The sequence below is a fragment of the Sphingomonas sp. Leaf38 genome (assembly GCF_001421825.1).
In the GTDB taxonomy this organism is placed as follows: domain Bacteria; phylum Pseudomonadota; class Alphaproteobacteria; order Sphingomonadales; family Sphingomonadaceae; genus Sphingomonas.
This window is the reverse complement of the sequence record NZ_LMLD01000011.1, coordinates 1,590,534-1,615,112: the sequence shown is the minus strand read 5'-3', so window position 1 is coordinate 1,615,112 and position 24,579 is coordinate 1,590,534. Positions and strand designations below refer to the sequence as shown.

The 24,579-nt window shown below is 68.0% G+C and carries 21 protein-coding genes; 13 read left to right on the top strand and 8 right to left on the bottom strand.

Features of this window, described 5'->3' with window-relative positions; genetic code table 11:
• Nucleotides 1-104: 104 nt before the first annotated feature.
• Complete coding sequence (locus tag ASE88_RS14875; RefSeq protein WP_056478955.1) at nucleotides 105-803, bottom strand: hypothetical protein; 699 nt, start codon at nucleotides 801-803, stop codon at nucleotides 105-107.
• Nucleotides 804-906: 103 nt separating this feature from the next.
• Entirely contained in the window at nucleotides 907-1,650 is a 744-nt protein-coding gene (gene tpiA / locus ASE88_RS14870; RefSeq protein ID WP_414893845.1) for a triose-phosphate isomerase, read from the bottom strand.
• 162 nt (nucleotides 1,651-1,812) lie between these two features.
• Here tpiA and ASE88_RS14865 point away from each other — a divergent pair, with 162 nt between their 5' ends.
• Nucleotides 1,813-3,768: a peptidylprolyl isomerase gene (locus ASE88_RS14865; RefSeq protein WP_056478950.1), complete on the top strand. Its 1,956-nt coding sequence runs from the start codon at nucleotides 1,813-1,815 to the stop codon at nucleotides 3,766-3,768.
• Nucleotides 3,769-3,773: 5 nt separating this feature from the next.
• A complete protein-coding gene (trpE, locus tag ASE88_RS14860; RefSeq protein WP_056478947.1) occupies nucleotides 3,774-5,264 on the top strand; it encodes an anthranilate synthase component I in 1,491 nt (496 codons plus the stop codon).
• Nucleotides 5,265-5,449: 185 nt separating this feature from the next.
• Here trpE and ASE88_RS14855 read toward each other — a convergent pair whose 3' ends face one another.
• A complete protein-coding gene (locus ASE88_RS14855) occupies nucleotides 5,450-5,854 on the bottom strand; it encodes a hypothetical protein (RefSeq protein WP_056478944.1) in 405 nt (134 codons plus the stop codon).
• A gap of 180 nt (nucleotides 5,855-6,034) precedes the next feature.
• Here ASE88_RS14855 and ASE88_RS14850 point away from each other — a divergent pair, with 180 nt between their 5' ends.
• The 4 genes from ASE88_RS14850 to moaC are packed head-to-tail and all read left to right on the top strand — an operon-like array spanning nucleotide 6,035 to nucleotide 8,862.
• Nucleotides 6,035-6,631 carry an anthranilate synthase component II gene (locus ASE88_RS14850; RefSeq protein WP_056479646.1) on the top strand — a complete coding sequence of 199 codons (597 nt, stop codon included), beginning with the start codon at nucleotides 6,035-6,037 and terminating at the stop codon, nucleotides 6,629-6,631.
• Entirely contained in the window at nucleotides 6,628-7,620 is a 993-nt protein-coding gene (trpD, locus tag ASE88_RS14845) for an anthranilate phosphoribosyltransferase (RefSeq protein WP_056478940.1), read from the top strand. Before ASE88_RS14850 ends, trpD begins: the two co-directional genes overlap by 4 nt.
• Nucleotide 7,621: 1 nt before the next feature.
• Entirely contained in the window at nucleotides 7,622-8,398 is a 777-nt protein-coding gene (gene trpC, locus ASE88_RS14840; protein WP_056478937.1) for an indole-3-glycerol phosphate synthase TrpC, read from the top strand.
• Nucleotides 8,395-8,862, top strand: coding sequence for a cyclic pyranopterin monophosphate synthase MoaC (gene moaC / locus ASE88_RS14835; RefSeq protein WP_056478934.1), 468 nt, complete (start codon nucleotides 8,395-8,397; stop codon nucleotides 8,860-8,862). The genes trpC and moaC overlap by 4 nt, the downstream gene beginning before the upstream one ends.
• Nucleotides 8,863-8,953: 91 nt before the next feature.
• Here the strand turns inward: moaC and ASE88_RS14830 are convergent, their stop codons facing one another.
• Entirely contained in the window at nucleotides 8,954-9,688 is a 735-nt protein-coding gene (locus tag ASE88_RS14830) for an energy transducer TonB (protein WP_156357035.1), read from the bottom strand.
• Nucleotides 9,689-10,111: 423 nt separating this feature from the next.
• Between ASE88_RS14830 and ASE88_RS14825 the strand changes: the two genes are divergently transcribed.
• Together ASE88_RS14825 and lexA are read left to right on the top strand one after the other, a co-directional pair.
• Nucleotides 10,112-11,293 carry a molybdopterin molybdotransferase MoeA gene (locus ASE88_RS14825; protein WP_056478931.1) on the top strand — a complete coding sequence of 394 codons (1,182 nt, stop codon included), beginning with the start codon at nucleotides 10,112-10,114 and terminating at the stop codon, nucleotides 11,291-11,293.
• A 68-nt stretch (nucleotides 11,294-11,361) separates the two neighbouring features.
• Nucleotides 11,362-12,033 carry a transcriptional repressor LexA gene (lexA, locus tag ASE88_RS14820; RefSeq protein ID WP_055877674.1) on the top strand — a complete coding sequence of 224 codons (672 nt, stop codon included), beginning with the start codon at nucleotides 11,362-11,364 and terminating at the stop codon, nucleotides 12,031-12,033.
• A gap of 180 nt (nucleotides 12,034-12,213) precedes the next feature.
• Here the strand turns inward: lexA and ASE88_RS14815 are convergent, their stop codons facing one another.
• Nucleotides 12,214-14,481, bottom strand: coding sequence for a ComEC/Rec2 family competence protein (locus ASE88_RS14815; protein ID WP_082466562.1), 2,268 nt, complete (start codon nucleotides 14,479-14,481; stop codon nucleotides 12,214-12,216).
• 39 nt (nucleotides 14,482-14,520) lie between these two features.
• Here ASE88_RS14815 and gltX point away from each other — a divergent pair, with 39 nt between their 5' ends.
• Genes gltX through ASE88_RS14800 form a run of 3 tightly spaced genes read left to right on the top strand, consistent with a single transcriptional unit; the run spans nucleotide 14,521 to nucleotide 17,465 of the window.
• A complete protein-coding gene (gene gltX / locus ASE88_RS14810; RefSeq protein ID WP_056478926.1) occupies nucleotides 14,521-15,951 on the top strand; it encodes a glutamate--tRNA ligase in 1,431 nt (476 codons plus the stop codon).
• A gap of 25 nt (nucleotides 15,952-15,976) precedes the next feature.
• Nucleotides 15,977-17,260: a citrate synthase gene (locus tag ASE88_RS14805; RefSeq protein ID WP_055877856.1), complete on the top strand. Its 1,284-nt coding sequence runs from the start codon at nucleotides 15,977-15,979 to the stop codon at nucleotides 17,258-17,260.
• 1 nt (nucleotide 17,261) lies between these two features.
• On the top strand, nucleotides 17,262-17,465 hold the full coding sequence (locus tag ASE88_RS14800; RefSeq protein WP_056478923.1) for a hypothetical protein: 204 nt from the start codon (nucleotides 17,262-17,264) through the stop codon (nucleotides 17,463-17,465).
• On the opposite strand, the gene ASE88_RS14795 is transcribed toward ASE88_RS14800, so the two are convergent.
• The 3 genes from ASE88_RS14795 to ASE88_RS14785 all read right to left on the bottom strand — a co-directional run bounded on the left by ASE88_RS14795 (nucleotide 17,439) and on the right by ASE88_RS14785 (nucleotide 21,126).
• Nucleotides 17,439-18,818 carry a sensor histidine kinase gene (locus tag ASE88_RS14795; protein ID WP_056478920.1) on the bottom strand — a complete coding sequence of 460 codons (1,380 nt, stop codon included), beginning with the start codon at nucleotides 18,816-18,818 and terminating at the stop codon, nucleotides 17,439-17,441. The genes ASE88_RS14800 and ASE88_RS14795 overlap by 27 nt on opposite strands.
• Nucleotides 18,815-19,861, bottom strand: coding sequence for a DUF2336 domain-containing protein (locus tag ASE88_RS14790; protein WP_235527957.1), 1,047 nt, complete (start codon nucleotides 19,859-19,861; stop codon nucleotides 18,815-18,817). Before ASE88_RS14790 ends, ASE88_RS14795 begins: the two co-directional genes overlap by 4 nt.
• A gap of 83 nt (nucleotides 19,862-19,944) precedes the next feature.
• On the bottom strand, nucleotides 19,945-21,126 hold the full coding sequence (locus ASE88_RS14785) for a hypothetical protein (RefSeq protein ID WP_055877869.1): 1,182 nt from the start codon (nucleotides 21,124-21,126) through the stop codon (nucleotides 19,945-19,947).
• A gap of 261 nt (nucleotides 21,127-21,387) precedes the next feature.
• Between ASE88_RS14785 and ASE88_RS14780 the strand changes: the two genes are divergently transcribed.
• Both ASE88_RS14780 and ASE88_RS14775 read left to right on the top strand, forming a co-directional pair.
• On the top strand, nucleotides 21,388-23,673 hold the full coding sequence (locus ASE88_RS14780; RefSeq protein WP_082466561.1) for a hypothetical protein: 2,286 nt from the start codon (nucleotides 21,388-21,390) through the stop codon (nucleotides 23,671-23,673).
• 101 nt (nucleotides 23,674-23,774) lie between these two features.
• A complete protein-coding gene (locus ASE88_RS14775; protein WP_056478917.1) occupies nucleotides 23,775-24,554 on the top strand; it encodes an SDR family oxidoreductase in 780 nt (259 codons plus the stop codon).
• Nucleotides 24,555-24,579: the final 25 nt, after the last annotated feature.

Genomic DNA, 24,579 nt, shown 5'->3' with positions numbered 1-24,579 from the left:
GGCCGGGGCCCAGGATTGCGGGCGCTGTCCTGTGAGATCCTGGGCCCCCGCCTCCGCGGGGGAACACGCTACTGTAGTGGGCGTCTCGGCGAAGTCGCCAGGCCTTACCCCGTCGCGAACTGCCCGAACGGCAACAGCTTGTCCGCCAGCGCCTTGGTCGCATTCGCATCGCCCGCGCGCAGCGGCACGAGCACCGCCGCGGCCGCCCGGCGGACGAACCCGTCGATCGCCGTCGGCGCCGGCGCCTTGCTCGCCGTCTCGACCAGCGCGCGTCCCCGCGCATCGTTCGGATCGAGCTCCAGCCGCAACAACCCCGCCAGCCCCGCGAACATCGCGCGATTGCCGCCGAGCGCCACCGATCTGTCGAGCGCCTCGAACCCGGCCGCCTTCTGCGCCCCCGCGACAGCCCGCCCGACGAACCGCCCAAGCTTGGCGATCACCCCCACATGCCATGCGCCCAGCGCCGCCTGCACCTCGGCATTGCGCGGATACCGCGTGACCAGCGCCTCATATTGTTTGCGCGCGGCGATCGCCTGCCCGCGATTGCCGAGCAGCTTGGCGCGATAGCCGTTCGCCATCGCCTGCATGATCGCCGCCTCTTGGTCGCCCGGCGAACGACTGAGCGCCTGTCCCGCGACGGTGGCCGCCTTGTCGATTCGCGCCAGCGCCATCCCGCGATCGCGATCGACGAACCCCGCCTGCGTCAGCAGTTCGCGCGGCGTCTCCGCGCTGGCGGGGATCGCCGCCGCCACCGCGCAGACTGCGATCGAGGCGCCGACGCACCCGCGAAACCACTTGGCCATATCAATCCCCGCCCGAAATACGGCGTCACGCCGATCAACGAATCATGCATTAATCATAAGAGCATAGTGTTTATCGGGACTTAACGCTGTCCGACGCAAGCCTTCATAGCGACGCCGCAGCCTCGATGATCGGCACGAACTTGGCCGCGGTCAGGCTCGCGCCACCGACCAGCGCCCCGTCGACGTTCGGCGTATCGAGGATCGACGCCGCATTGGCCCCCGTGACCGAGCCGCCGTACAGGATCCGCACCCCGGCAGCCTTGTCGCCGATCAGCATCCGCAACTTCGCGCGAGCGATCGCGTGGATCGCGGCAATCTCCTCCAGCGTCGGCGTGCGCCCGGTGCCGATCGCCCAGCGGGGCTCATAGGCCAGCGTGAACCAGCTGCCGTCCGCATTGTCCGGCACCGACTTCTCGATCTGCGCCTGCACGACGCGCTCGGCCCGGTCCGCATCGCGCTCGGCCTCGGTCTCGCCGCAGCACAGGATGACGTTCAGCCCCTGCTTGTGCGCCGCCGCCGCCTTCGCCCAGGCGTCGTGGCTAGTCTCGTGCTGGTCCGACCGGCGTTCCGAATGGCCGACGATCGCGAACGACGCGCCGACTTCCTTGACCATCGATGCCGACACGCACCCGGTATGTGCGCCCGACTCCGCCTCGTGAACGTCCTCGGCGCCGATCGCGAGGGTCGGCACCCGCTCGGACGCCGCCGCGATCAGCGTGAACGGCACCGCGACCGACACGTCGATCTCGGGCGCAGCGCTTGCCGCCGCGGCGATCGCATCGAGTTCGACGAGCATCGCCCGCGACCCGTTCATCTTCCAGTTTCCTGCTACAAGCTTGCGACGCATCACTATCTCCCGGATATTTCGCCCAGCGATAGCGCCGCACCCGCCGCACACAAGTCCGCAACGTTCCCTACACGTCCGCACGCCCTTTGCAGCGCCCGACTTGAAGAGCCGCCCGCGCACCCGTAAAGCAACGCCGTTCCCATCCCTGTCGATCGGCTGTCCATGCTCGCTTTCTTCCGCCGCCTTACCCATTCGAAGGTCGGCGTGATCATCACCTTCCTCGTGCTCGGCGTGATCGCGCTCGCTTTCGCGGCGGGCGACGTCACGGGGCTGAGCTCGATGACCGGTGGCGCAGGGATCACCGGCGGCGACGTGGCCACGGTCGGCAAGGCCGAGGTCAGCGCGAACGAGCTCAAGACGCAGGCGCAGACCCAGCTCGAAGGCTTCCGCCAGCAGCAGCCGACGCTCGACATGGCGACCTTCGTCAACCAGGGCGGCTTCGAGGGCACGCTCGACCGGATCATCTCCAGCATGGCGCTTGAACAATTCGGCCGCGCGCAGGGCATGGTCGTCAGCAAGCGCTCGGTCGACGGCCAGATCGCCAGCATCCCCGCGTTGCAGGGCCCGACCGGCAAGTTCGACGAGAATCTCTATCGGCAGGTGCTCGCGCAGCGCAAGCTGACCGACGCGCAGATCCGCAGCGACATCGTCCGCGATACCTTCGCGCAGCAGCTGACGATCCCGAGCACCGGCGCCACGCAGGTGTCGAGCCAGCTCGCGCTCCCCTATGCCTCGCTGCTGCTTGAGAAGCGCACCGGCACGATCGGCTTCATCCCCGCCGCGGTCGTCCCCGCCGGTGCCGCGCCGAGCGATGCGGATCTCAACACCTTCTACACGCGCAATATCGCGCGCTACACCGTGCCCGAGCGCCGGATCGTCCGCTACGCCGTCGTCTCGCCCGACCAGGTCAAGACTCAGGCCGCCGCGACCGACGCGGAGATCGCCAAGACCTATCAGCAGGACCGCGCACGCTATGCGGCCACTGAAAAGCGCACGATCACGCAGGTCGTCGTCGCCGATCAGGCCGGCGCCACCGCGCTCGCCGCCAAGGTGAAGGCGGGCACCAGCCTCGCCGATGCCGCACGCGCCGCAGGCCTCGAAGCCTCGACCCAGGTGGGCGTCGAGAAGGCAGCCTATGCCGGCACCGCATCCGCGCAAGTCGCCGATGCCGTGTTCGCCGCCGCAAGCGGCGCGGTGATCGGCCCGGTCCGCACGCAGCTCGGCTGGACCGTCGCCAAGGTCGACAAGATCGAGAACGTCGCCGGTCGCTCGCTCGACCAGGTCCGCGGCGAGATTGCCGCCGCACTCGGGATCCAGAAGGCAGCCGCCGCGCTGTCCGACATCCACGACAAGATCGACGATTCGCTCTCGAAGAACGCGACGTTCGACGAAGTGATCGCCGACCAGAAGCTCAAGCCCGCCACCACGCCTGCGCTGATCGCCAGCGGCCTCAATCCGGACGACGCGACCAGCAAGCCCGATCCCGCGATCGCGCCACTCGTCACCGCCGCCTTCCAGGCCGCCGATGGCGATGGCCCGCAGTTGGTCCAGCTCGGCACCGATGGCGGCTTCGCGGTCGTCGCGCTCGGCCGTGTCGTCCCCGCCACGCCGCGCCCGCTGGCACAGGTTCGCGCCGCCGTGCTCCGCGACGTGACCGCTGATCGCTCGCGTCAGGCTGCGCGGAAAGTCGCCGCCGACGTGCTCGCGCGCATCAACAAGGGCATGACGATCCAGCAGTCGCTCGCGCAGACCAAGCTGCCGATCCCCGCCGCTCGCCCGCTGACCGCGTCGCGCGCTCAGATCGCCGCCGATCCGCGTGGTGCGCCGCCCGCGCTCGCGCTGATGTTCAGCATGGCGCCGAACACCGCGAAGACCTTGGCCGCGCCCGACGACAGCGGCTGGTTCGTCATCAAGCTCGACAGCATCGCCAGCGGCAATGCGGCGGGCAACGACGCGGCGATCAAGGCCGCGCGCGCCAATATCGGCCGGTCGGTCGGCCGCGAATATGTCGAGCAGTTCGCCAAGGCGGTCCGCGCCGACGTGGGTGTGAAGACCAACGCGGCATCGCTCGCACGCGTCCGCGCCGACCTGCTCGGCCAGGGCGGCACCGGGAACTGATCGGCATGACCGCGCGGGAAGCCTTGGCCGAGGGGCGCCCCACGCTCGTCTGGCGTCGTCAGGTCGCCGACACCGAAACGCCGGTCGCCGCCGCGCTCAAGCTCATCGAGCCGGGGCGTGGCGACTTCCTGCTCGAATCGGTCGAGGGCGGCGAGACGCGCGGCCGCCACAGCCTGATCGGCCTCGCGCCCGACCTGCTGTTCCGCGCGCACGGCCAGAGCGCCGAGATCAACCGCCACTGGGCGACCGATCGCGAGACGTTCGAGCCCTGCGGCGTGCCGACGCTCGACGCGTTGCGCGCGCTGGTCGCCGAATGCCGTGCGGACGTCCCCGCCGAGCTCCCCCGCGCGCTCGCCTGCCTCGTCGGCTATTTCGGCTATGAGACGATCGGCCTGGTCGAGACTCTGCCGCAACCCCCGGCCGACGCGCTTGGCCTACCCGACATGATCTTCGTGCGGCCGACCGTGATACTCGTGTTCGATCGCCTGACCGACGCACTGTACCTCGTCGCGCCTGCCTGGCCCGATCCCGCGCGCGATGCCGATTCGATCGTGGCCGACGCCGAGGAGCGGCTCGACGCGGTCGCGGCCAAGCTCGCCAGCACGCCCGTCCCTGCGCCGATCCGCTCCGACGTCGCCGAGCCCGTCTACACGCCCGCGCTGCCCGAGGGCCGCTACGCCGAGATGGTTGCCACCGCGAAGGACTATATCCTCGCCGGCGACATCTTCCAGGTCGTGCTAGCACAGCGGTTCAGCACGCCGTTCGCGCTGCCGCCGTTCGAGCTGTACCGATCGCTACGCCGCATCAACCCGTCGCCGTTCCTCTATCATCTCGACCTTCCGGGCTTCGCGCTGATCGGCTCGAGCCCGGAGATCCTCGTCCGCGTCCGCGACGACGAAGTCACGATCCGCCCGATCGCGGGCACGCGCCCCCGCGGCAAGACCGCCGCCGAGGACGAGGCCAACCGCATCAGCCTGCTCGCGGACCCGAAAGAACGCGCGGAACATCTCATGCTGCTCGATCTCGGCCGCAACGATGTCGGCCGCGCCGCGTCGCCGGGGTCGGTGCGCGTGACGGCCAGCTACGGCGTCGAATTCTACAGCCACGTGATGCACATCGTGTCGAACGTCGTCGGCACGCTCTCGCCCGCCAAGGACGCGCTCGACGCGCTGTTCGCGGGGTTTCCCGCAGGCACTGTCAGCGGCGCACCAAAGGTCCGCGCGTGCCAGGTCATCGCCGAACTCGAACCCGAGCGTCGCGGCGCCTATGCGGGCGGCGTCGGCTACTTCTCGCCCGACGGCTCGATGGACTCGTGCATCGTGCTGCGCACCGCGGTCGTCAAGGACGGCACCATCCACGTCCAAGCCGGCGCCGGCATCGTCGCCGACAGTATCCCAGACTACGAACAGCGCGAATGCGAGGCGAAGGCAGGCGCTATCCTGGCTGCCGCGCGGGAAGCCGTCAGCCGAGCGAAAGCGCCCGGCTTCGGTCAGTAATCTTACCGCCGAAGAAAAAACGACCGCGCCCCAGCATGACACCACCCCGGCGAAGGCCGGGGCCCAAATGGGGAACCGGAATGGTGATGGGCGTCCTAGATTACTGCACCCTTCCCAATTGGACCCCGGCCTTCGCCGGGGTGGTCTTCTTCCAATGGCAGTCTGATCCCTAAATCAAAACGCGCTCACGGCGTCGTGGTGGTCTCGCTGCTCGGCGCCCGACGCTCAGCCGCATACGCATTGTTACGCGCCAGGAAACAGCCCGACTGGCCACCCGTGCCGACCGCCGAACACGTATCCGGCAACCCGCCCGCGACTCGCCCAAGCTGGTCCATCGACGCCGCGCGGTTGACCCAGCTCTGGTTCTGCGCGGCGATCGGCTTGTCCTCGCGCAGTGCCTTGGGGATCCGGTAAGGCTGGTCGAGCGTCGAGCACACCACGACTTCGCCGTTGGTCGACGGCGGGCACTTCTGGTCCCCGGTCAGCGTGACGCTGCGGATCCGCTGCGGCGGCGAGGCGACCTGGGCATCCTGCGCGGACGCCATGGCGGGAAGCGCGATCAGTGCGGCAAGGACGACGGTACGAAACATGGGGGAAGGCTCCTTTGAAGGGATAACGTCCGTCACACAGCATTGCTCCGCACTGAATGAAGGTCGCCCGCCTACCGCACATAGCGACGCTTGGCGTCATCGGCGACCGCCCACCGGCACTTTGCGGCACGCCGCCGCCGCGCGCCTTGCATGGCCCCGCGCTTCGGCTATGGCGGCGCCATGATCCTCGTCGTCGACAATTACGACAGCTTCACCTGGAACCTCGTCCATTATCTGATGGAGCTGGGCGTCGAGGTGGAAGTCGTCCGCAACGACGCGATCTCCGCCGGGCAAGCCTTGTCGTCAGGCGCGGACGCGTTCGTCATCTCCCCCGGCCCCTGCACGCCGACCGAGGCGGGGGTCAGCCTCGATCTCGTCGCCGCCTGCGCGGACGCGGCCAAGCCGCTGCTCGGCGTCTGCCTCGGCCATCAGGCGATCGGCCAGCATTTCGGCGGCAAGGTCGAGCGCGGTGGGCTGATGCACGGCAAGACCTCGCCCGTCCTCCACGATGATACCGGGCTCTACGCCGGACTCCCTTCGCCGTTCATAGCGACGCGCTACCACTCGCTGATCGTCAACGACGTGCCGGACACGCTGGTGGTCAACGCGACCGCGCAGGACGGCACCGTCATGGGCTTCCGCCACGCCACGCTGCCGATCCACGGCGTCCAGTTCCACCCCGAAAGCATCGCCACCGAACACGGCCATGCGATGCTGGCGAACTTCCTGAAGATGGCCGACATCCCGGTAAAGCCGCGCGACGGGTTGCAGCTGTGAGCACCACCACGCTCCTCCCCGACCCGTCATCCCCCCTCTCCCGCGAGTCCGCCCGCGAAGCGTTCGCCGACATCCTCGACGCACGCGCGGGCGAAGACGCCATCGCGACCTTCCTGATCGATCTGTCGGCGCGCGGCGAGACCAGCATCGAGATCGCCGAAGCCGCCCGCGCCCTGCGCAACCGGATGATCCCGATCGACGCCCCCGCCGGCGCGGTCGACGTCTGCGGCACCGGCGGTGACGGCCATCACACGCTCAACGTCTCGACCGCGGTCGCGCTCGTCGTCGCGGCGTGCGGCGTCCCCGTCGCCAAGCACGGCAACCGCGCCGCCTCGAGCAAGGCCGGCGCCGCCGACACGCTCGAAGTGCTCGGCCTGGACATGGACCGCGCCGGCGCCACTGCCGAGGCGAGCCTCAACGACATCGGCATCGCCTTCCTGTTCGCCGCCAACCACCACCCGGCGATGAAGCGCATCACCCCGATCCGCCAGCGCATCGGCAAGCGGACGATCTTCAACCTGATGGGCCCGCTCGCCAACCCGGCGGGCACCACCCGCCAGCTGATCGGCATCGCCCGCCCCGATTACGTCGCGCTCTACGCCGACGCGCTCGAACAGCTCGGCACCGAGGCGGCCTTGGTCGTCTCGGGCGAAGAAGGCCTCGACGAACTCTCGGGCGCCGGCCCCAGCATCGTCGCCTCGGTCGGCAGCGTCGCGCTCCCCGCGCGCATAACCCCCAAGGACGCCGGCCTCACCGCCCACGCCATCACCGACATCCGTGGCGGCGACGCGCATCACAACGCCGATGCGCTCCGCGGCCTGCTCCAGGGCGAAACCGGCGCATACCGCGACGCCGTCCTGCTCAACGCCGCCGCCGCCTTGATGGTCGCCGGCACCGTCCCCACCCTTGTCGACGGCGTCGCGAAAGCCGCCACCGCCCTCGACACCGGCAGCGCCGACGCGCTGCTCGCCCGCTGGATCGCCTACTGACATGACCATGCTCGACCGTATCCTCGAGACCAAGCGCGCCGAAGTCGCCGCGCGCAAGGCCACCACGTCGCTCGCCGACATCGACGCCGGGATCGCCCGCATGTCGAAACCGCGCGGCTTCCGCGCCGCGCTCGACGCGAAGCCCGGCTATGCGCTGGTCGCCGAGATCAAGAAGGCAAGTCCTTCGAAGGGCCTGATCCGCGCCGACTTCGATCCCCCCGCCCATGCCCGCGCCTACGAAGCCGGCGGTGCCGCGTGCCTGTCCGTGCTGACCGACGAAAAATGGTTCCAGGGCGCCGACGAATATCTCGCCGCCGCGCGCGACGCCGTCTCGATCCCCGTCCTGCGCAAGGACTTCATGGTCGACCCATGGCAGTCGACCGAGGCGCGCGCGATCGGTGCGGATTGCATCCTGATCATCGTCGCCGCGCTCGACGACGTGCAGATGGCCGAGATCGAGGCGTCCGCGCTCGACTGCGGCATGGACGTGCTGGTCGAGGTCCATGACGCGCACGAAATGGAGCGCGCGCTCAAGCTCAAGTCGCGGCTCATCGGCGTCAACAATCGCGACCTGCGCGACTTCAGCGTCGACTTCAACCGCACCTACGAGCTGGTCAGCCGCGCACCGAAAGACTGCACCTTCGTCGCCGAAAGCGGCCTGACGAGCCGCGCCGAGCTCGACGCGATGGCCGAGCACGACATCCGCTGCTTCCTGATCGGCGAGGCGCTGATGCGCCAGGACGACGTCGAAGCCGCCACGCGGGCTTTTGTCGGGTGAGCGGTCTCACGCACATCGACGAAGCGGGCGCGGCAAGGATGGTCGACGTCGGCGGCAAGGCGGTCACCGCGCGCGAAGCCATCGCTTCTGGCCGGATCACCATGTCGGCCGAGGCCGCCGCGGCGATCGGCGCGGGCACTGCCAAGAAGGGCGACGTCCTCGCCGTCGCGCGCGTCGCCGGGATCATGGCGGCCAAGCGCACCAGCGACCTGATCCCGCTCTGCCATCCCCTGCCGCTCACCAAAGTCGAGATCGACCTGACCGTCGACTCGACCGGCGTCACCGCGACCGCGACTGCCTCGACCGAAGGCAAGACCGGCGTCGAGATGGAAGCGCTCACCGCCGCGACGGTAACGCTGCTGACGATCTACGACATGGCCAAAGCGATCGACAAGACGATGGTCCTCTCCGACATCCGCGTCCGCGCCAAATCCGGCGGCAAATCCGGCAACTGGACCGCCTAACAAACCCCTCTCCCCAAAGGGGAGAGGGAAAGACGCCGAAGGCGTCGAGGGTGAGGGCAAGCCAAGCAAAGCGCCCCCACCCCAAGCCCGATCAGTCACCCATAGCCCATTCGTGATCCTCGACGATCGTCGACTCCACCGGCCGCCCCGCCGCATCGAGCGAAGGATCATACCGAAACCGCTGTTCGATCAGCCGACACGTCAGCGCATCCAGTTCCCGGCTCCCACTAGACCCGGTCACCCGGCACCGCGTCACGCGGCCATCCGTCCCGACCGCATACCGCACCGACACCCGCCCACGGATCCCCGTCTCCGCAGCCTCGCGCGGATAGTCGGAGTCCTTCAGTCGCCCCTTGCGCCACTGCGGCGGCGTCTCCTCGCCACCCCCACCGTCGCCATCGCCAGACCCACCACTCCCGGTGCCATTGCCGATCCCGCCGCTCCCGGTCCCCGGCCCGCGCACGTCCGACGCGCCAGCCGTCGCCTGCGCGCCCAACCCAGCCTTCTCCGCGACCACCACCGGCGGCGGCACCACGATCGGCACGACCGGCGGCGGCGCCACGAGCTCGGTCGCCTTCGACTTGAGATTGGGCGGCGATGCAGCCCCCTCCGGCCTGCGGCTGAGCGACGGCCGCGGCTTGACCTTTTCGACCGGCGGCGGCGGCGGTGGCGGTGCCACCCCGAACACCTTCAACGCCTCCCCGACCGCCGCCGGCATCGGCACGACCAGCCCATGGAGCAGCGCATAGCCAAGCAACCCCGGCAACACGACCGCCCCGATCGCCGCACCGATCCTGTCTCTCGTCCGTGGCTGTGTTGCTGTCATCATATTGATCTGGTGCGTCATTGCGCGCCAGAAAAGCCCGTCGCCGCATGAACGCACGCTGGCCAACGCCACCACCAACACCACCCCGGCGAAGGCCGGGGCCCAATTGGGAAGGCCGAGATACTAGCGAGCGCCCCCCGCCCAACCCTGTTTCCCCGCGCAGGCGGGGACCCAGACTGGGCTCCCGCCTTTGCGGGAGAACAAGGAAGCAGGAGCTGACCTCGAATAAACCGGAACACCGCCGCCCCACCCCAACAACACCTGTCCTACACGCCAAACAGATGGCACAGCACGGAACATACCGGGGCACCCCCGCGCTTCCCCTTACGACACCCCGCCAAACGACGACCCGCCAAACACCGCCCAGCGTCTGCACTTCCTGAACTTCACTTTTCTGAACCGCCCGAAAACAGAGACTTACGCATGACCCTAGTCCCCGTCGCCGAAGCCCAGACCCGCCTCTTCGCCATGGCCCCCCGCGTCGGTCATGAGACCGTCCCCTTGCGCAACGCCGCCGGCCGCTGGGCCGCCGAGGACATCCTCGCCCGCCGCACTCAACCCGCCGCCGACCTCTCCGCCATGGACGGCTACGCGATCCGCTTCGCCGACCTCCCCGGCCCCTGGACCGTCATCGGCGAAAGCGCCGCCGGCCGCCCCTTCACGGGCGCGGTCGCGCCGGGCGAGGCCACCCGCATCTTCACCGGCGCCGCCATGCCCGAGGGCGCCGACACCGTCATGGTCCAGGAAGAAGCCGAGCGAGACGGCGCCACGCTGATCCTCGCCGGCGAAGGCCCACCGACGCTGGGCCGCAACACGCGCCGCAAGGGCCTCGACTTCTCGACCGGCACCCGGCTGATCGCCGCCGGCGAACGCCTCAGTCCCGCGCGCATCGCGGTCACCGCAACCGGCGGGCATGGCAGCCTCACCGTCAATCGCCGCGTCCGCGTCGCCGTCGCCGCCACGGGCGACGAACTCGTCCCCCCCGGCTCGACCACCGACGGCGTCGCGCTCCCCGAATCGAACGGCATCATGCTCGCCGCGATGCTCGCCGACATGCCCGTCGACGTCATCGACCTCGGCATCCTACCCGACAATCTCGACGTCCTGCGCGACGCCTTCGCGAGCGTTCAGGCCGACCTGCTCGTGACCACGGGCGGCGCGTCGGTCGGCGATCACGACCTTGTCCGCCCGGCGATCGAAGCCGCCGGCGGGACAATCGATTTCTGGCGGATCGCGCTGCGCCCCGGCAAGCCGATGATGGCCGGGCGGATCGGTGACATGATGATGCTGGGCCTGCCCGGCAACCCGGTCTCCGCGTTCGTCACTGCCACTCTGTTCGTAAAGCCCGTCGTCGCGCACATGGCCGGCGCGCGCGATCCACTTCCCCAGTCGACGCACGCACTGCTCGGCGAGGACCTTCCCGCCAACAACGCGCGCACCGACTATCTCCGCGCCGAACTCCGCGACGGCAAGGCCTATGCCTCGACGATCCAGGACAGCTCGATGCTGCTCATGCTCGCGCGCTCGACCTGCCTGATCGTCCGCCCCGGCAGCGCCCCGGCGGCGCGCCAGGGCGAATCGGCGGAAATCCTCGTAATTGCGTGATACGAGCGCTTGACGGCGTTAAGGATGTTCCATAGAAGTTCCCAGTCTGTTCCGGACGGAGAACCGCCATGCTCACGCGCAAGCAGCACGAACTCGTCTGCTTCATCAACGATCGCCTCAACGAAACCGGCGTCTCGCCGTCGTTCGAGGAGATGAAGGACGCACTCGATCTGAAATCGAAGTCGGGCGTCCATCGTCTGATCAGCGCGCTCGAGGAGCGCAACTTCATCCGCCGCCTGCCGAACCGCGCACGCGCACTCGAAGTGCTGCGCATGCCCGAGCGCGCGGAAAAAAAGGCGCCGTCAAAGGCATCGACCGTGAAGTCCGCGCCCGTCGCCGTACCGCAGCCCGCGAACGACGTCGTCGAGATCCCACTTCACGGCCGGATTGCCGCGGGCGTTCCGATCGAGGCGTTCGAGGGTAGCACGATGCTCGCCGTCCCTGCCGCGCTGCTCGGCACCGGCGAACATTACGCACTCGAAGTCTCGGGTGATTCGATGGTCGAAGCGGGCATCCTGGACGGCGACTACGCGCTGATCCGCCGCACCGAGACCGCGCGGGACGGCGAGATCGTCGTCGCGCTGATCGAGGACAGCGAAGCCACGCTCAAATATTTTCGGCGCGAGGGCGCCATGGTTCGCCTCGACCCCGCAAACCGCGCGTACGACCCGCAACGCTACGCGCCCGCGCAGGTCCGCGTGCAGGGTAAGCTCTCCGGCATCCTGCGCCGCTACGATTGAATATTCGTACCGGCCCTGCGTCATCGCGACGCAGAGCCGGTCCGCGGGGCATCCGGAAATCGGCTTGCGCGAAGGCGCAAAGGCGCGAAGATGGTGCCGAGCGATCTGTGTCGACCTGACGTCACGGGCGATCGAGACATCGGCGTTGACGTCTCGGTACGATCGCCTCGGCCGCACCCCTTAGCGCTGCGCCTTTGCGTGGTCATCCTGATAAAAGCGAGCGCGGTGAGCGCGAGACACCCACCGAGCGTTGTGCGATCGGATTTGGCGCGATCCGAACGAATGCACGGTGCGGGCAAGCACAGGTGGATCGCGCCAAGGGTGGCGGTCGCCGGCGTTCAGGATCGTCACGACCGTCCCCGTCCGCAAGGTTAGCGCAACACCGCCCGTCCGCCGAAGGACGCGGCGATCCAGTTTCAACCACCGCGGCACGCAGCGTTTCGGCAGACCGCGTTCGCTGACGACGATGTCGGCGGTGTGGCACGCGGCGATGAACGCTGCGATTGGTACCATGAAGGCGCTGCGTGTCGCCAAGATCCTCCATGTCCGTCGCCGTGCAACGATATCGGTGACGCACAGATCGCGGCTGCACCGCGCATCGGGCTGATCCGCGAGCAGGAGCGGTTCGCCATCCACCCCGCCATTCTCGGCCAACATGTCGCGCGTATAGTCCCCCGCCCGGTCGCGTAGCATTGCCAGCCCCGCCGCCGTCCGAACCGCGACATGGCGCCCGTCGCCCGTGACGAGAACGTCCGGTAGCGGAGTCGTGAGCGCCCAGATCGCACCGGCAGCCAGCGGAATCAGCCCGAGCCGTCGCCACCGCGTCCGCCACAGCGCGATCCAGATGCCGCCGACGATCATCAGCGCAAACGCGGCCGTCGACATCCCGGGCAAGGACCGCACCGCGCCGGGCGCGCTGGCAACGATATGCGCTAACCACAGTAGCGCATCGAGCGAGCGCTGCACCAACCACCAGATCGGCGCACCAACGCCAACTGCATCGAGCAGCAACGCCAACGCCTCCAGCGGCATCACGACGAACGTCGTCAGCGGGATCGCGACGATGTTGGCAAACGCGCCGTACACCCCGGCCTTGTGGAAATGATACACCGCGATCGGCATCAGCGCGACTTCGACTAGCAATCCCGTCAGCAGCAGGGACGCAACCGCACGCGCGAGTTTGCGCCCGCGTCCTTCGTCATGCGGACCTAGGACCACGCGGATCACCGGATGTTCGTGCAAGGCCATGATGGCGGTGATCGCCGCGAACGAGAGCTGGAAGCTCGGTCCCGCCGCTGATTCAGGAAGGACCAGCATGACGCACGCTGCCCCCGCGGCGACCAGTCGCAGGGTCATCGCCTCGCGGCCCATCGCCAGCGCCGCCAGCACGAGTAGCGCGGCTACGCACGATCGGATCGTCGGGACCTGGCTGCCGGTCAGCAATGTATAACCGATCGCCGCCGCCGCACCCGCCAGCGCGGCGATCAACGGCAGGCGGGTGTGCAGCGCCAGCCACGGACTGAGCGCCAGCAGACGCAGCACGATCACCATCGTCGCCGCCACCGCGACCGTGATATGCAACCCACTCACCGACAAAAGATGCGCGAGCCCGGCCCGGCGCATCGCCTCTGAATCCTCCTCGCTGATCGCGCCGACGTCGCCGGTGGCGAGCGCTGCAGCGATACCGCCTGCGCTACCGTCCAGTCGCGACACGATATGATGCGACAGCGCGACGCGGACGCCCGCGCCCGAGTCGCTCGGCGTCGTAACGATGACCGGTGCAAAGCCGCGCCCCGTCGCACCGATCCCGCCGAACCACGCGACGCGCGCAAAGTCGTAGGCGCCCGGCACGGCGGGGAGTGGCGGTGGCATCAGGCGAGCCCGAAGATGCACGACCGCCCCGATGCCCAGCAGGTGCGGTGCATCCGCTTCCGCCAAGTTGACGCGAACGCGATAGGGCAAGGCAACGGGCTGCCCATCGGTTTCCACGCCCTTGCCAATGGGCAGCACCGTCAACCGGACGAGCTTGCGCGCGACCAGCGGCTCGATTCCCTCGACCTTTGCCGAGAAGCTTGCGATCGTCGGGCCGGCCAGCACCGGTCGCGCCACCACTTCAGACCGTGCCCAGACCAGCCCCAAGCCGAGCGCGCTTGTGAGCAAACCGACGGCCAGAGCGCGCGCCGCTCGTCCGCCACGCCCCAGGGCCAGACACGCAAGCCCGCTCGCCACCAACAGCAATATCGTCACGCACCACGCCGCCGGGTCCGGCAGCGCGAACCACAACGCGATTCCGCCACCCAGCATGACCGGCAACCATAACACCAACTGGTCGCGCTCCGCCTCTAGCCGGCGCTCGACGGCCAACCCGACGACAGCCCCCCATCGCGGCACGCCCATTTGTCGCCGCCAAGGACGCATGCTAGGGGCGGCGACGGCTGTCATGGCCATCGTTTCTCCATTGTTTCATCAGTCTGGGAGCACCCGCGGTTGGGCGCAATATCTGATACGGGCACCGCCAATTCGGCCGCACCCGTGGTTACCCGTTTCGCTCCGTCGCCGACGGGGTTCCTGCATCTTGGCGGCGCGCGCACCGCGCTGTTCAACTGGCTGTTCGCAAAGGCGAATGGCGGCAAATTTCTGTTGCGGATCGAGGATACCGACCGGGTCCGCTCGACCCAGCCGGCAATCGACGCGATTCTCGACGGGATGCGCTGGCTCGGGCTCGACTGGGACGGCGACGTCGTCATGCAGTTCGCCGGCGCCGAGCGCCACGCGCAGGTAGCCCATGAGATGGTCGCCAACGGCCATGCCTATCGCTGCTACATGACCGCCGAGGAAATCGCTGCGATGCGCGCCGAGGCGCAGGCGGCGAAGAAGCCCTTGCGCATCCGCAGCCCGTGGCGCGACCGCCCGGCGAGCGAAGCGCCCGACCTGCCCCACGTCGTCCGCCTGCGCGCGCCGCAGGAGGGCGCCGTCACGATCGAGGACCGCGTTCAGGGTGCAGTTACGGTCAAGAACGAAGAAATCGACGATCTCGTCCTGCTCCGCTCGGACGGCACGCCGACCTATATGCTCGCGGTCGTCGTCGACGATCACGACATGGGCGTGACGCACGTAATCCGCGGCGACGATCATTTGAATAACGCGTTTCGCCAACTGCCGATCTATCGTGCGATGGGCTGGCCCGAACCAATCTACGCGCATATCCCGCTGATCCACGGCCCCGACGGCGCCAAGCTGTCGAAGCGTCACGGCGCGGTCGGCATCGAAGCGTATCGCGACGAGATGGGCATCCTGCCCGAGGCGTTCGATAACTACCTGCTCCGGCTCGGCTGGGGTCATGGCGACGACGAGATCATTAGTCGCGCGCAGGCGGTCGAATGGTTCGACCTGTCGGGCGTTGGCAAGTCGCCGTCGCGCTTCGACCTGAAGAAGCTTGAGAACCTCAACGGCCACTACATCCGCGAGGCCGACGACGCGCGGCTGGCGCAACTGGCGGCCGATCGTCTCGGCCACGGGCTGCCCGACGGCGGACTCGATCTTCTGACTCGCGCAATGCCCGTCCTGAAGCCGCGTGCAGCAAACTTGAACGAACTGGCCGAGGGTTCGAATTTTCTGTTCAGCCAGCGCCCGCTGGCGATGGACGACGCCGCGGCGAGCCTTTTGCACGGTGAAGCGAGCGCAATTTTGGTCAATGCCCATGCCGAACTTGACGCGCTCGCCGAGTGGGATACGGAGGCGCTCGAAGGCGCGGTACGGCGCGTGGCAGAAGCGCGGGGCGTCAAGCTCGGCCAGGTCGCACAGCCGCTTCGCGCCGCGCTGACGGGACGCAAGACGTCGCCGGGGATCTTCGATGTGCTCGATCTGCTCGGGCGCGACGAGAGCCTCGGTCGGATCGCCGACCGGATGGTGAGCTGATAAGATTTCGAGGAAGGATACAAGCATGAGCGAGACCGCAACCCTCAAGGTCGACGGCAAGGATTTCGATTATCCGGTGATGTCCGGAACGATCGGCCCCGATGTCATCGATATCCGCAAGCTGTACGCGCAGACGGACAATTTCACCTATGATCCGGGCTTCACTTCGACGGCGTCGTGCCAGTCGACGCTGACCTATATCGATGGTGACGCGGGCACGCTGCTGCACCGCGGCTACACGATCGGCGAGCTGGCCGAACAGTCCAACTTCATGGAAGTCGCCTATCTGCTCCTCAACGGCGAACTGCCGAGCAAGGACGAGTTGGCAACCTTCTCGAACACGATCACGCGCCACACGATGGTGCACGAGCAGCTTGCGCAGTTCTTCCGCGGCTTCCGTCGCGATGCGCATCCCATGGCGATCCTGTGCGGCGTTGTGGGCGCTCTCTCGGCCTTCTATCACGACTCGACCGACATCCATGATCCGGCGCAGCGCGTGATCGCGTCGCACCGCCTGATCGCCAAGATGCCGACGATCGCCGCGATGGCGTACAAGTACAGCGTTGGTCAGCCGTTCGTCTATCCGGATAACACGCTAAGCTACACCGGCAACTTCCTGAAGATGACGTTCGGCGTACCGGCCGAGAAGTATGTCGTGAACCCGGTCGTCGAAAAGGCGATGGATCGCATCTTCATCCTTCACGCCGATCACGAGCAGAACGCGTCGACCTCGACGGTCCGTCTTGCCGGATCGTCGGGCGCCAATCCGTTCGCGTGCATCGCGGCCGGCATCGCCTGCCTCTGGGGGCCCGCGCACGGCGGCGCGAACGAAGCCGCGCTCAACATGCTGCGTGAGATCGGCACGGTCGACCGGATCCCGGAATATATCGCCCGCGCCAAGGATAAGAACGATCCGTTCCGCCTGATGGGCTTCGGTCACCGCGTCTACAAGAACTACGATCCACGCGCGGCCGTCATGCAGACGACGGTCAAGGAAGTGCTCGGCGAGCTTGGCGTTACCGACCCCGTGTTCGACGTTGCGATCGAACTCGAGCGTCTCGCGCTCAGCGATCCGTACTTCATCGAGAAGAAGCTGTTCCCGAACGTCGATTTCTACTCGGGCGTGATCCTTTCTGCGATCGGCTTCCCGACCTCGATGTTCACCGTCTTGTTCGCGCTCGCGCGCACGGTCGGCTGGGTCGCGCAGTGGAACGAGATGATCACCGATCCCGACCAGAAGATCGGCCGCCCGCGCCAGCTGTACAACGGCCCGGCCGAGCGGGACTACGTTCCGATGGACGCACGCTAAGATGACGACGCTCCGGCCGATCCTGATGGTCGTCGGCGTGCTCTGCGCGCTGATGGGTCTGCTCTGGATCGGCCAGGGACTCGGTTACGTCCATTGGCCGCAGTCGAGCTTCATGCTCGATCAGCGGCCCTGGGCGGATCGCGGGGCATTCCTCGCCGCGTTCGGCCTTGCGCTGATCCTAGTGGCGCGCCGGATCCGCCGGTAACGTCAGCATGAACCGCGCGCCGTCGCCGGGCGCGCTTTCGACCGTGAGATCCCCCTGCATCGCGCGTGCGAGACGCCGAGCGATATACAGGCCGAGCCCATTGCCGCCGGCCTCCGAGGGATCGACACGCTCGAATTTCTCGAAAATCCGCGCCTGATCCTCGGGTGCGACGCCCTTGCCGGTGTCCGCGACCACGACGACCGCGTGGTCGTCGATCCGCGTCGCGGTGACGACGACCTGTGCCCCGCGCGGGGAATAGCGCACCGCATTGCCAACGAGGTTGACGAGAATCTGCAGCACCCGGCGGAAATCGCCGAGCGCGGCGATGCGCACGTCGACCGCGGGCCGCGTGATCGTAATGTCGGCATTGGCCGCACGCACAGACAGGAGCCCCGCCGCACGGCGGGCGACATCGGCAAGATCGATCGGCTCGGGCGCAAGCGCGAAATCGGGGCGCTCGACGGCTTGGAGATCGACCAGATCGTCGACCAGTTCGAGCAGATGGCGCCCGGCGCTGGCGATATCGGCGGCATAGTCGGCATAATCGCCTTGCACCGGTCCATCCGCCTGCGCGTTGATGCTGTCGGCATTGGCGACGATCCGCGCGAGCGGTATCCGCAACGCCTTGTCGAGCCCGCTGGTAAAGGTCGGCGACAGCGTGTCCGTCTGGGCCGGTACCGCGACATCGTCGACCACCATCCGCGCCGCACCGACGAACCCGGCGAAATCGCCCGAGGCATCGTTGCGTACGCTGGCCGTCAGCGTCACGGCACGCCCCGAGCTACGCAGCCGCGCGGGCTGCGCGATCATCGGCCGCCGACGCGCGAGCGAATCGAGGATCGGCAACGTTCCGTCGGATCCGGTATCGAGCGAAAACATCGCCGTTAGCGGCTGGCCGAGCAGCGCGAACGCGTCGAAGCCATGCTTGGGCCCTGCATCGAGCGTGACAAACGTCAGCCGCAGCGCCGCATCGGTTTCCCACCGCCAATCGGTGTCGCTGCCAAGAAATGCGTCCTGCGCATCGGGCGAGGCGCGCACCGGGCGCCACGCCGCAATTTCGCGCCAGCCGCTCACCGTCAGTCGCACATTCTCGCCATCGGGTTGCGCGCGCACCCAGAGATCGACGTCGGTCTCGTCATCCGCAACCACCACGCCGCGCGAGACGACGATACCAAGCCGACGCGCCAGCCGCGCGATCGTCGCAAGTTGCGGCACCGCCAGCGGCGCGCCGCGCATCCCGCCCGCACGCTGGTTCAACGCGATCAACGCGGGGTCCGCGAACGACAGCGAACCGTCGGGTGCGACGATCGCGTGCGCGATCGGGCTTTCGGTCGAAGGGTCGAACGCGCTCATCGGCGTTCCGTACGCGCCAGCGCGCGCAACGCCATGCGAAAATCGCGGTTGAGTGCGAGCGGCGCGATCGACGCCCGCGCGTCCTCGACACCGATCGACACGATCGCGTCCAGCGCGTCCGCGAACGCCTCGATATCGCGGCGCGGGTCAGCTTCCGACAGCGCGAGCCCGATCCTGGCGATGGTCGGTCGATCCATGTCGAGCGCGCGCAGCGCGAGCCAGAGCCGGTCTCCCTCGGGATCGAGCGCGATCGCGCGCGCCTGATCGAACCCAATGCCCAGCGCATGCGCCAGCACCGCGACGAACAGCGACAGACGCCGATCGCCGATCGACTCAACAAGCACAGCGCCCAGTTCGTTAGGTCGCGCATCGAGCGCCGCCGCCAGCCGCGTGGCCACCGCGTCGGGACGCTCGCCTTCGTCATGCGCGGCCAAGCTGCGCTGTGCTGCGTCGGTGATCGCGCGGTCGCTATCGCGTGTCGCGGTTTTCAGGCCATCACGGATCGCCGCGGCCACCCACCAGACCAAGCGATGATGCAGTTCCGCGGGCAATTCGCTGCCCCCGACAGAGCCCTGCTCATTCGCCATCCGCCGCCGACTTTCCGCAGCCAGCAGCGCCGAGGCCGCCGATGCGACGACGCTGTCGGGCACGCCCGCCAACCGCACGAGCAGGCTCGCTTCGTCGGGTGCGGCTACCTCGACCGGCAGCGATGCCGCGATCAGGTCATGACGGACCCGCGCGATAAGTTCTTCCATCAGCTCTTCGTCGCGCAGCAGTCCGGCACGCGTCAGCCGCTCGAGCACGGTCCCCGCCCCCGCCTTCAGCATCGCTTCGCCTGCTTGGGTCGCGCCCCCACCGGCCAGCAATCGCGACGCGTGCCGCCTTATGTCCCACTCAATGGCACCGACGATCGCGCCGAGCACCTGCGCGAGCATCAACCGCGTACGATCGTCGAGCCGCGCGTCCGCATCGAGGAAAAAGTCGGCAATTGTCCCCGCCAGCCGCGTTTCGGCGCGCCGACGCGCGAGCTCGGCTCGTTCCATCGGATCATAGGACGGCATAGCGTCTTGCATCGTGGGGCCGGCCGACATGTTCCCGTCTGTAGCCCCCGGTCGTTAAGGTCCGCCTAAAGCGGGCGACGCAATCGTTCAATCGCCACCGCCAGCGTAGCCATGGCGTAGCCCGCCGTCACGCCGAGTCCGAACACCGGAAACCCGACCAGCGCAAAAACCGCAACGATCAGCAGATACGCGGCCGGACTACCCCACCAGAGCCGGCGCTCGCGTTCGCGGATGGCGCGCTCCGCCAACCCACCAAGCGCAACCGTCGCGGTCCCGATCGCCAGCGCGGTATTGTCGCCTGCATAGCCACTAACGAAGAAGGCGAAGACGAGAATCGCAGCCGCAACGACGCCGCCGATCGCCAGCGTCTGCCAGCGTGCCATCGGTGTCTCGTCGCGAAGCCCGCTCAGCACCGAACCGAGCGCCAGTGCGATACATCCGACCAGCACCAGTACCAGCCCCGTCGACGACAGGCCGAAGCCGATCGTCACCAAGCCCGCGACACCGAGCGCAAGCCCGGCCGCGCCGACGGTCGTTCCCGCCGCACCGCGATCGACCAGCAGCGGCAGCGCTAGCCGCGCGATCGGCGCGAGCACAAACCGGTCGAACCAGCCCCGCCGCCCCGACACGATCGTCATGAGCACGGCGCGGCCCCGCTCCTCCAGCGTCCGCGCCTGTCGCTCGATCCCGTGGCCGCCGCGCACCGCATCGGTGGGCAGCAGCACGTGGATCGCACGCGACTGCACAGCCAATCGGAGAAGCGACGACTGGAGATCATAGTCCTGCGGCAGCGCCGCCACCTCGGCGATCCGGCTCGAGCTTAGTCGCGCCACGCCGGCCCATGCCATCTGTCCACCGACGCGCTCGAAACCGGGCCCCGCATCGCTCTCGGGTACGACGAGCAGGCAATCCCCCTCCTCGCTCGCCATCGCCTTCACGATCGCGTCGGTCGTGACCAACCCGTCGCCCAGCATCAGGACGCGCGCGAGCGGGTGCAATTTCTCCACCGCTTCGGTCGCGGACCGCACCGTATCGACGCTCACGCCGCGCCGACCGATGCGGTTGATCGCACCAAGCAGTTCGGGCGTCATGCGCGCGACGACGATGATCACCTGCGACACACCCGCCGCGATCAGCAACCGCGCCTGATATTCGATAAGGGTAACGCCGCTGAACGGCAGCGTCGCCGCCAGACGATCGGGACGATCGTCGGCGTCGTGAATTGCAAATAAGAGGCCGGCAAGCATCGCTGGCTGTTAGGCCGTACACGCCGTCCTGCAAAGCCCGCGTTCGGCCAAACCATCGTACACCGTGGTTCGGTTCGACGTGACGCCTGCAAAATCGCGTGGGGAAAGCGCTCTGGACCCCCGCGGAAGCTTCGCCAACGCGGCTCTGATTGGGCCGTGCCGCCCTCATTACCCGACGGATGCGTAACGGATCATCGCATCATCCGTTTTGTCCGGCTGCAATCCGTGATACCTCCACGGTTCATGAACGGGGGTTCGTCAATGATCGGGTTTCGTGCGGCGGCAGGCAATGCCCATCCCATTCGCGCGGACATCGTGATGGATCCGGTGATAGAAGACATGTCCGAAGCCGTCACCGACCAGCAAACCGACGAAGGTTATCAAGAGCCTGCATCTGAACGTGTCGCGCTTTACGCCGGTATCGCCGTCGCGATCATGGTCGTCTGGCTTGCTGCCATGCTGTGGATCGCGCGCGGTGCTCTTGGGACGGCGGGGCCCATCGCGCTGGTCCAGTTTATCGCCGCGCTGTGCGTCGTCCCGGCGCTTGTCGGGATCGTCTGGTTGCTCACGATGCGCACCAGCCGTGCCGAGGCGCACCGGTTCGGCATCACCGCGCAGGCGATGCGTGACGAGGCGGCCAGCCTCGAGCGCACCGTCGCCGCGCTGTCCGACACGATCGACGCCAACCGGGCACAGCTTGCACAGCAGCTCGAAGCGCTGATGGCGATGGGCGGCGGCGCGACCGAGCAGCTCGCGGCAATCGGTCGCGGGATGGTGTCGGAAATCGACCAGGCCGCCGCGCACGCGCGCAATCTCGCCACATCGACCGCCGGCGCGCAGACCAGCCTCGGCGTCCTGATCGCCACCCTCCCCCGCGCGCAGGCAGATATCGACGACGTCGCCAAACGGCTCGAACGCACCGGTCTGTCGGCGAGCGAACATGCCGCTGCGCTCGACGCGCAGATCGTCGCGCTGGCCGAACGCGGTCGCGAGGCCGACACGATGGCAAGCGGCGCGGCGCAGCGCCTCGCCGCACACATCGTCCGGATGGAGGCGACCAGCCAGACCGCGGGCACACATCTCGAATCGGTGACCGATGGCATGTCGGGCGCGGTCGACGCGTTGCTCAACCGCACCGCCGACGCGGTCGACGAAGCCCGGAAAGGCATCGCCGCACAGGGCGACGCGATGCTGGCGATGGTCGGCGCGAACCAGGCGGCGCTCGACACCGCCGCGCGCGACAGCGCCGAAGCGCTCGCCCGCCGTATCGCCACCGTCGAAGACGCGATCGAACGCGTCGCTATTCGCCTCGACCTGCAACGCGGTGCGGGTGAGCGGATCGTCGACGATCTCCACACCGGGCTCGGCGAAGTCGAAGCGCGGATCGAAGCGCTCCACACCCACGGCACCGAACGCACCCGCGGTCTCGCCGCATCGATCAGCGCGCTCGGCGGCTCGGCGGATGTGATGACCGAAGCGCTGCGCGCGGGTGACGACATGGCGCACCGGACGATCACCACGACCGAAACGCTGCTCGTCGCGCTCGACGCCGCCGCGCGCGAAATCGACGAAACGATGCCCGAGGCACTCGGCCGGCTCGATGCACATGTTCTCGCCAGTAAAGGGATCGTCGTGTCGGCGCGTCCCGACCTACTGGCGCTGGTCACTGCCGCGGAGAGTACGCACGATGCGATCGAGGCGATCGCAGGCGTCATCGGCGAACAACGCCAGGTCCTCGACACGCTGTCGACCGACCTGCTCAACACGCTCAATACCGGGCGCGCCAAGGCGGATGCGCTCGGCCAGATGGTCGACGAGGCAATCGGCCGTACGCAGCATTTCGCCGAAGACGCCGCGCCGCAGCTCATCGAAGCCCTCCACAGGGTCCGCGAGATTGCCACGGTCGCCGCCGACAAAGCGCGTGAAACGCTCTCGAAAGTTATTCCCGAAGCTGCCGCCGCGCTCGGCGCTGCGAGCGCAGACGCCATGCGCCGCGCGACCAACGACACCGTCGAACGCCAGGTCCGCGCGCTCACCGACGCCACCGACGCGGCCGTCGACGCCGCGACCGGCGCGACCGAGCGTCTCGCGCGCGAAGTCCAGGCGATCGTCGATTCGACCGCTATCGTCGAAACCCGGATCGAAGAGGCGCGCACCGAACGCGAGGAGGCGGACAGCGACACCTTTGCGCGCCGCGTGTCGCTGCTGATCGAAGCACTCAACTCCGCCTCGATCGACATCACCAAGGCGATCGCGCCCGAAATCTCGGACAGCGCGTGGGGCGCGTATCTCAAGGGCGACCGAGGCGTCTTCACGCGTCGCGCGGTCCGCATCCTCGACGCGAGCGAAGTGCGCGAGATCGCCGGCCTCTACGACGGCGACGAGACGTTCCGCGAGATGGTCAACCGCTACATCCACGATTTCGAGGCGATGCTCCGCGCGATCCTGACGCAACGCGACGGCTCGCCGCTTGGCGTGACCTTGTTGTCGTCGGACATGGGCAAACTGTACGTAGCCCTCGCGCAGGCGATCGAGCGGCTGCGCTGACCCGTATCAACCAGGAGTTTTCGAAATGATCCAGCGCCACCGCTAACGCGGCCCTCGCCAGCGGAGCACTCCGCCGACCGGACTCACATTTCGAGACTCCTATGCAAAGATTGATCAACAAGACGTGCGTCGTCACCGGCGCAGCGCGTGGCATCGGCCGCGCCATCGCCGAGCGTTTCCATGACGAGGATGCCCTCGTCATCCTGACCGATATCGACGAAACCGCCGGCCTCGAGGCCGCCGCAGCGATCGGGTGCCGCTTCCAAAGACTCGACGTCCGGGACGAGGCGGATTGGCAGCAGCTGGCAGACCGCGTCCCGATCGTCGACGTCATCGTCAACAATGCGGGCGTGACGGGGTTCGAGGGCGGCATGGGCCGCCACGATCCCGAGCACGCGAGCCTCGCGGACTGGCGCGCGGTCCATGCGGTCAATCTCGACGGCACGTTCCTCGGCTGCCGCTATGCGATCGGTGCGATGAAGGCGGCGGGTACCGGCGCGATCATCAACATCTCGTCGCGCTCGGGACTGGTCGGCATCCCGCTCGCCGCGGCCTATGCATCGTCCAAGGCGGCAATCCGCAACCACAGCAAGACAGTCGCGCTCTACTGCGCGCAGCAGGGGTGGAAGATCCGCTGCAACTCGGTGCATCCCGCCGCGATCCTGACGCCGATGTGGGAGCCGATGCTGGGCACTGGCCCCGATCGCGAGGCACGGATGCACGCGCTGGTGGCCGACACGCCGCTCAAGCGGTTCGGGATGCCCGACGAGGTCGCCGCCGTCGCAGTCATGCTAGCCTCGGACGAGGCGATCTATATCACCGGCACCGAGATCACCATCGACGGCGGCCTGCTGGCCGGCTCGGCTGCGTCGCCGGGGTGATGCCCCTCCCTCGATCCTCCCCCGC

What these genes read in the sequence shown, in the direction of transcription:
- ASE88_RS14875 (WP_056478955.1), bottom strand. Translation starts at nt 803, where the DNA reads ATGGCCAAGTGGTTTCGCGGGTGCGTCGGCGCCTCGATCGCAGTCTGC.
- tpiA (WP_414893845.1), bottom strand. Translation starts at nt 1,650, where the DNA reads ATGCGTCGCAAGCTTGTAGCAGGAAACTGGAAGATGAACGGGTCGCGG.
- ASE88_RS14865 (WP_056478950.1), top strand. Translation starts at nt 1,813, where the DNA reads ATGCTCGCTTTCTTCCGCCGCCTTACCCATTCGAAGGTCGGCGTGATC.
- trpE (WP_056478947.1), top strand. Translation starts at nt 3,774, where the DNA reads ATGACCGCGCGGGAAGCCTTGGCCGAGGGGCGCCCCACGCTCGTCTGG.
- ASE88_RS14855 (WP_056478944.1), bottom strand. Translation starts at nt 5,854, where the DNA reads ATGTTTCGTACCGTCGTCCTTGCCGCACTGATCGCGCTTCCCGCCATG.
- ASE88_RS14850 (WP_056479646.1), top strand. Translation starts at nt 6,035, where the DNA reads ATGATCCTCGTCGTCGACAATTACGACAGCTTCACCTGGAACCTCGTC.
- trpC (WP_056478937.1), top strand. Translation starts at nt 7,622, where the DNA reads ATGACCATGCTCGACCGTATCCTCGAGACCAAGCGCGCCGAAGTCGCC.
- ASE88_RS14830 (WP_156357035.1), bottom strand. Translation starts at nt 9,688, where the DNA reads ATGACAGCAACACAGCCACGGACGAGAGACAGGATCGGTGCGGCGATC.
- ASE88_RS14825 (WP_056478931.1), top strand. Translation starts at nt 10,112, where the DNA reads ATGACCCTAGTCCCCGTCGCCGAAGCCCAGACCCGCCTCTTCGCCATG.
- lexA (WP_055877674.1), top strand. Translation starts at nt 11,362, where the DNA reads ATGCTCACGCGCAAGCAGCACGAACTCGTCTGCTTCATCAACGATCGC.
- ASE88_RS14815 (WP_082466562.1), bottom strand. Translation starts at nt 14,481, where the DNA reads ATGGCCATGACAGCCGTCGCCGCCCCTAGCATGCGTCCTTGGCGGCGA.
- ASE88_RS14805 (WP_055877856.1), top strand. Translation starts at nt 15,977, where the DNA reads ATGAGCGAGACCGCAACCCTCAAGGTCGACGGCAAGGATTTCGATTAT.
- ASE88_RS14800 (WP_056478923.1), top strand. Translation starts at nt 17,262, where the DNA reads ATGACGACGCTCCGGCCGATCCTGATGGTCGTCGGCGTGCTCTGCGCG.
- ASE88_RS14795 (WP_056478920.1), bottom strand. Translation starts at nt 18,818, where the DNA reads ATGAGCGCGTTCGACCCTTCGACCGAAAGCCCGATCGCGCACGCGATC.
- ASE88_RS14790 (WP_235527957.1), bottom strand. Translation starts at nt 19,861, where the DNA reads ATGGAACGAGCCGAGCTCGCGCGTCGGCGCGCCGAAACGCGGCTGGCG.
- ASE88_RS14785 (WP_055877869.1), bottom strand. Translation starts at nt 21,126, where the DNA reads ATGCTTGCCGGCCTCTTATTTGCAATTCACGACGCCGACGATCGTCCC.
- ASE88_RS14780 (WP_082466561.1), top strand. Translation starts at nt 21,388, where the DNA reads ATGATCGGGTTTCGTGCGGCGGCAGGCAATGCCCATCCCATTCGCGCG.
- ASE88_RS14775 (WP_056478917.1), top strand. Translation starts at nt 23,775, where the DNA reads ATGCAAAGATTGATCAACAAGACGTGCGTCGTCACCGGCGCAGCGCGT.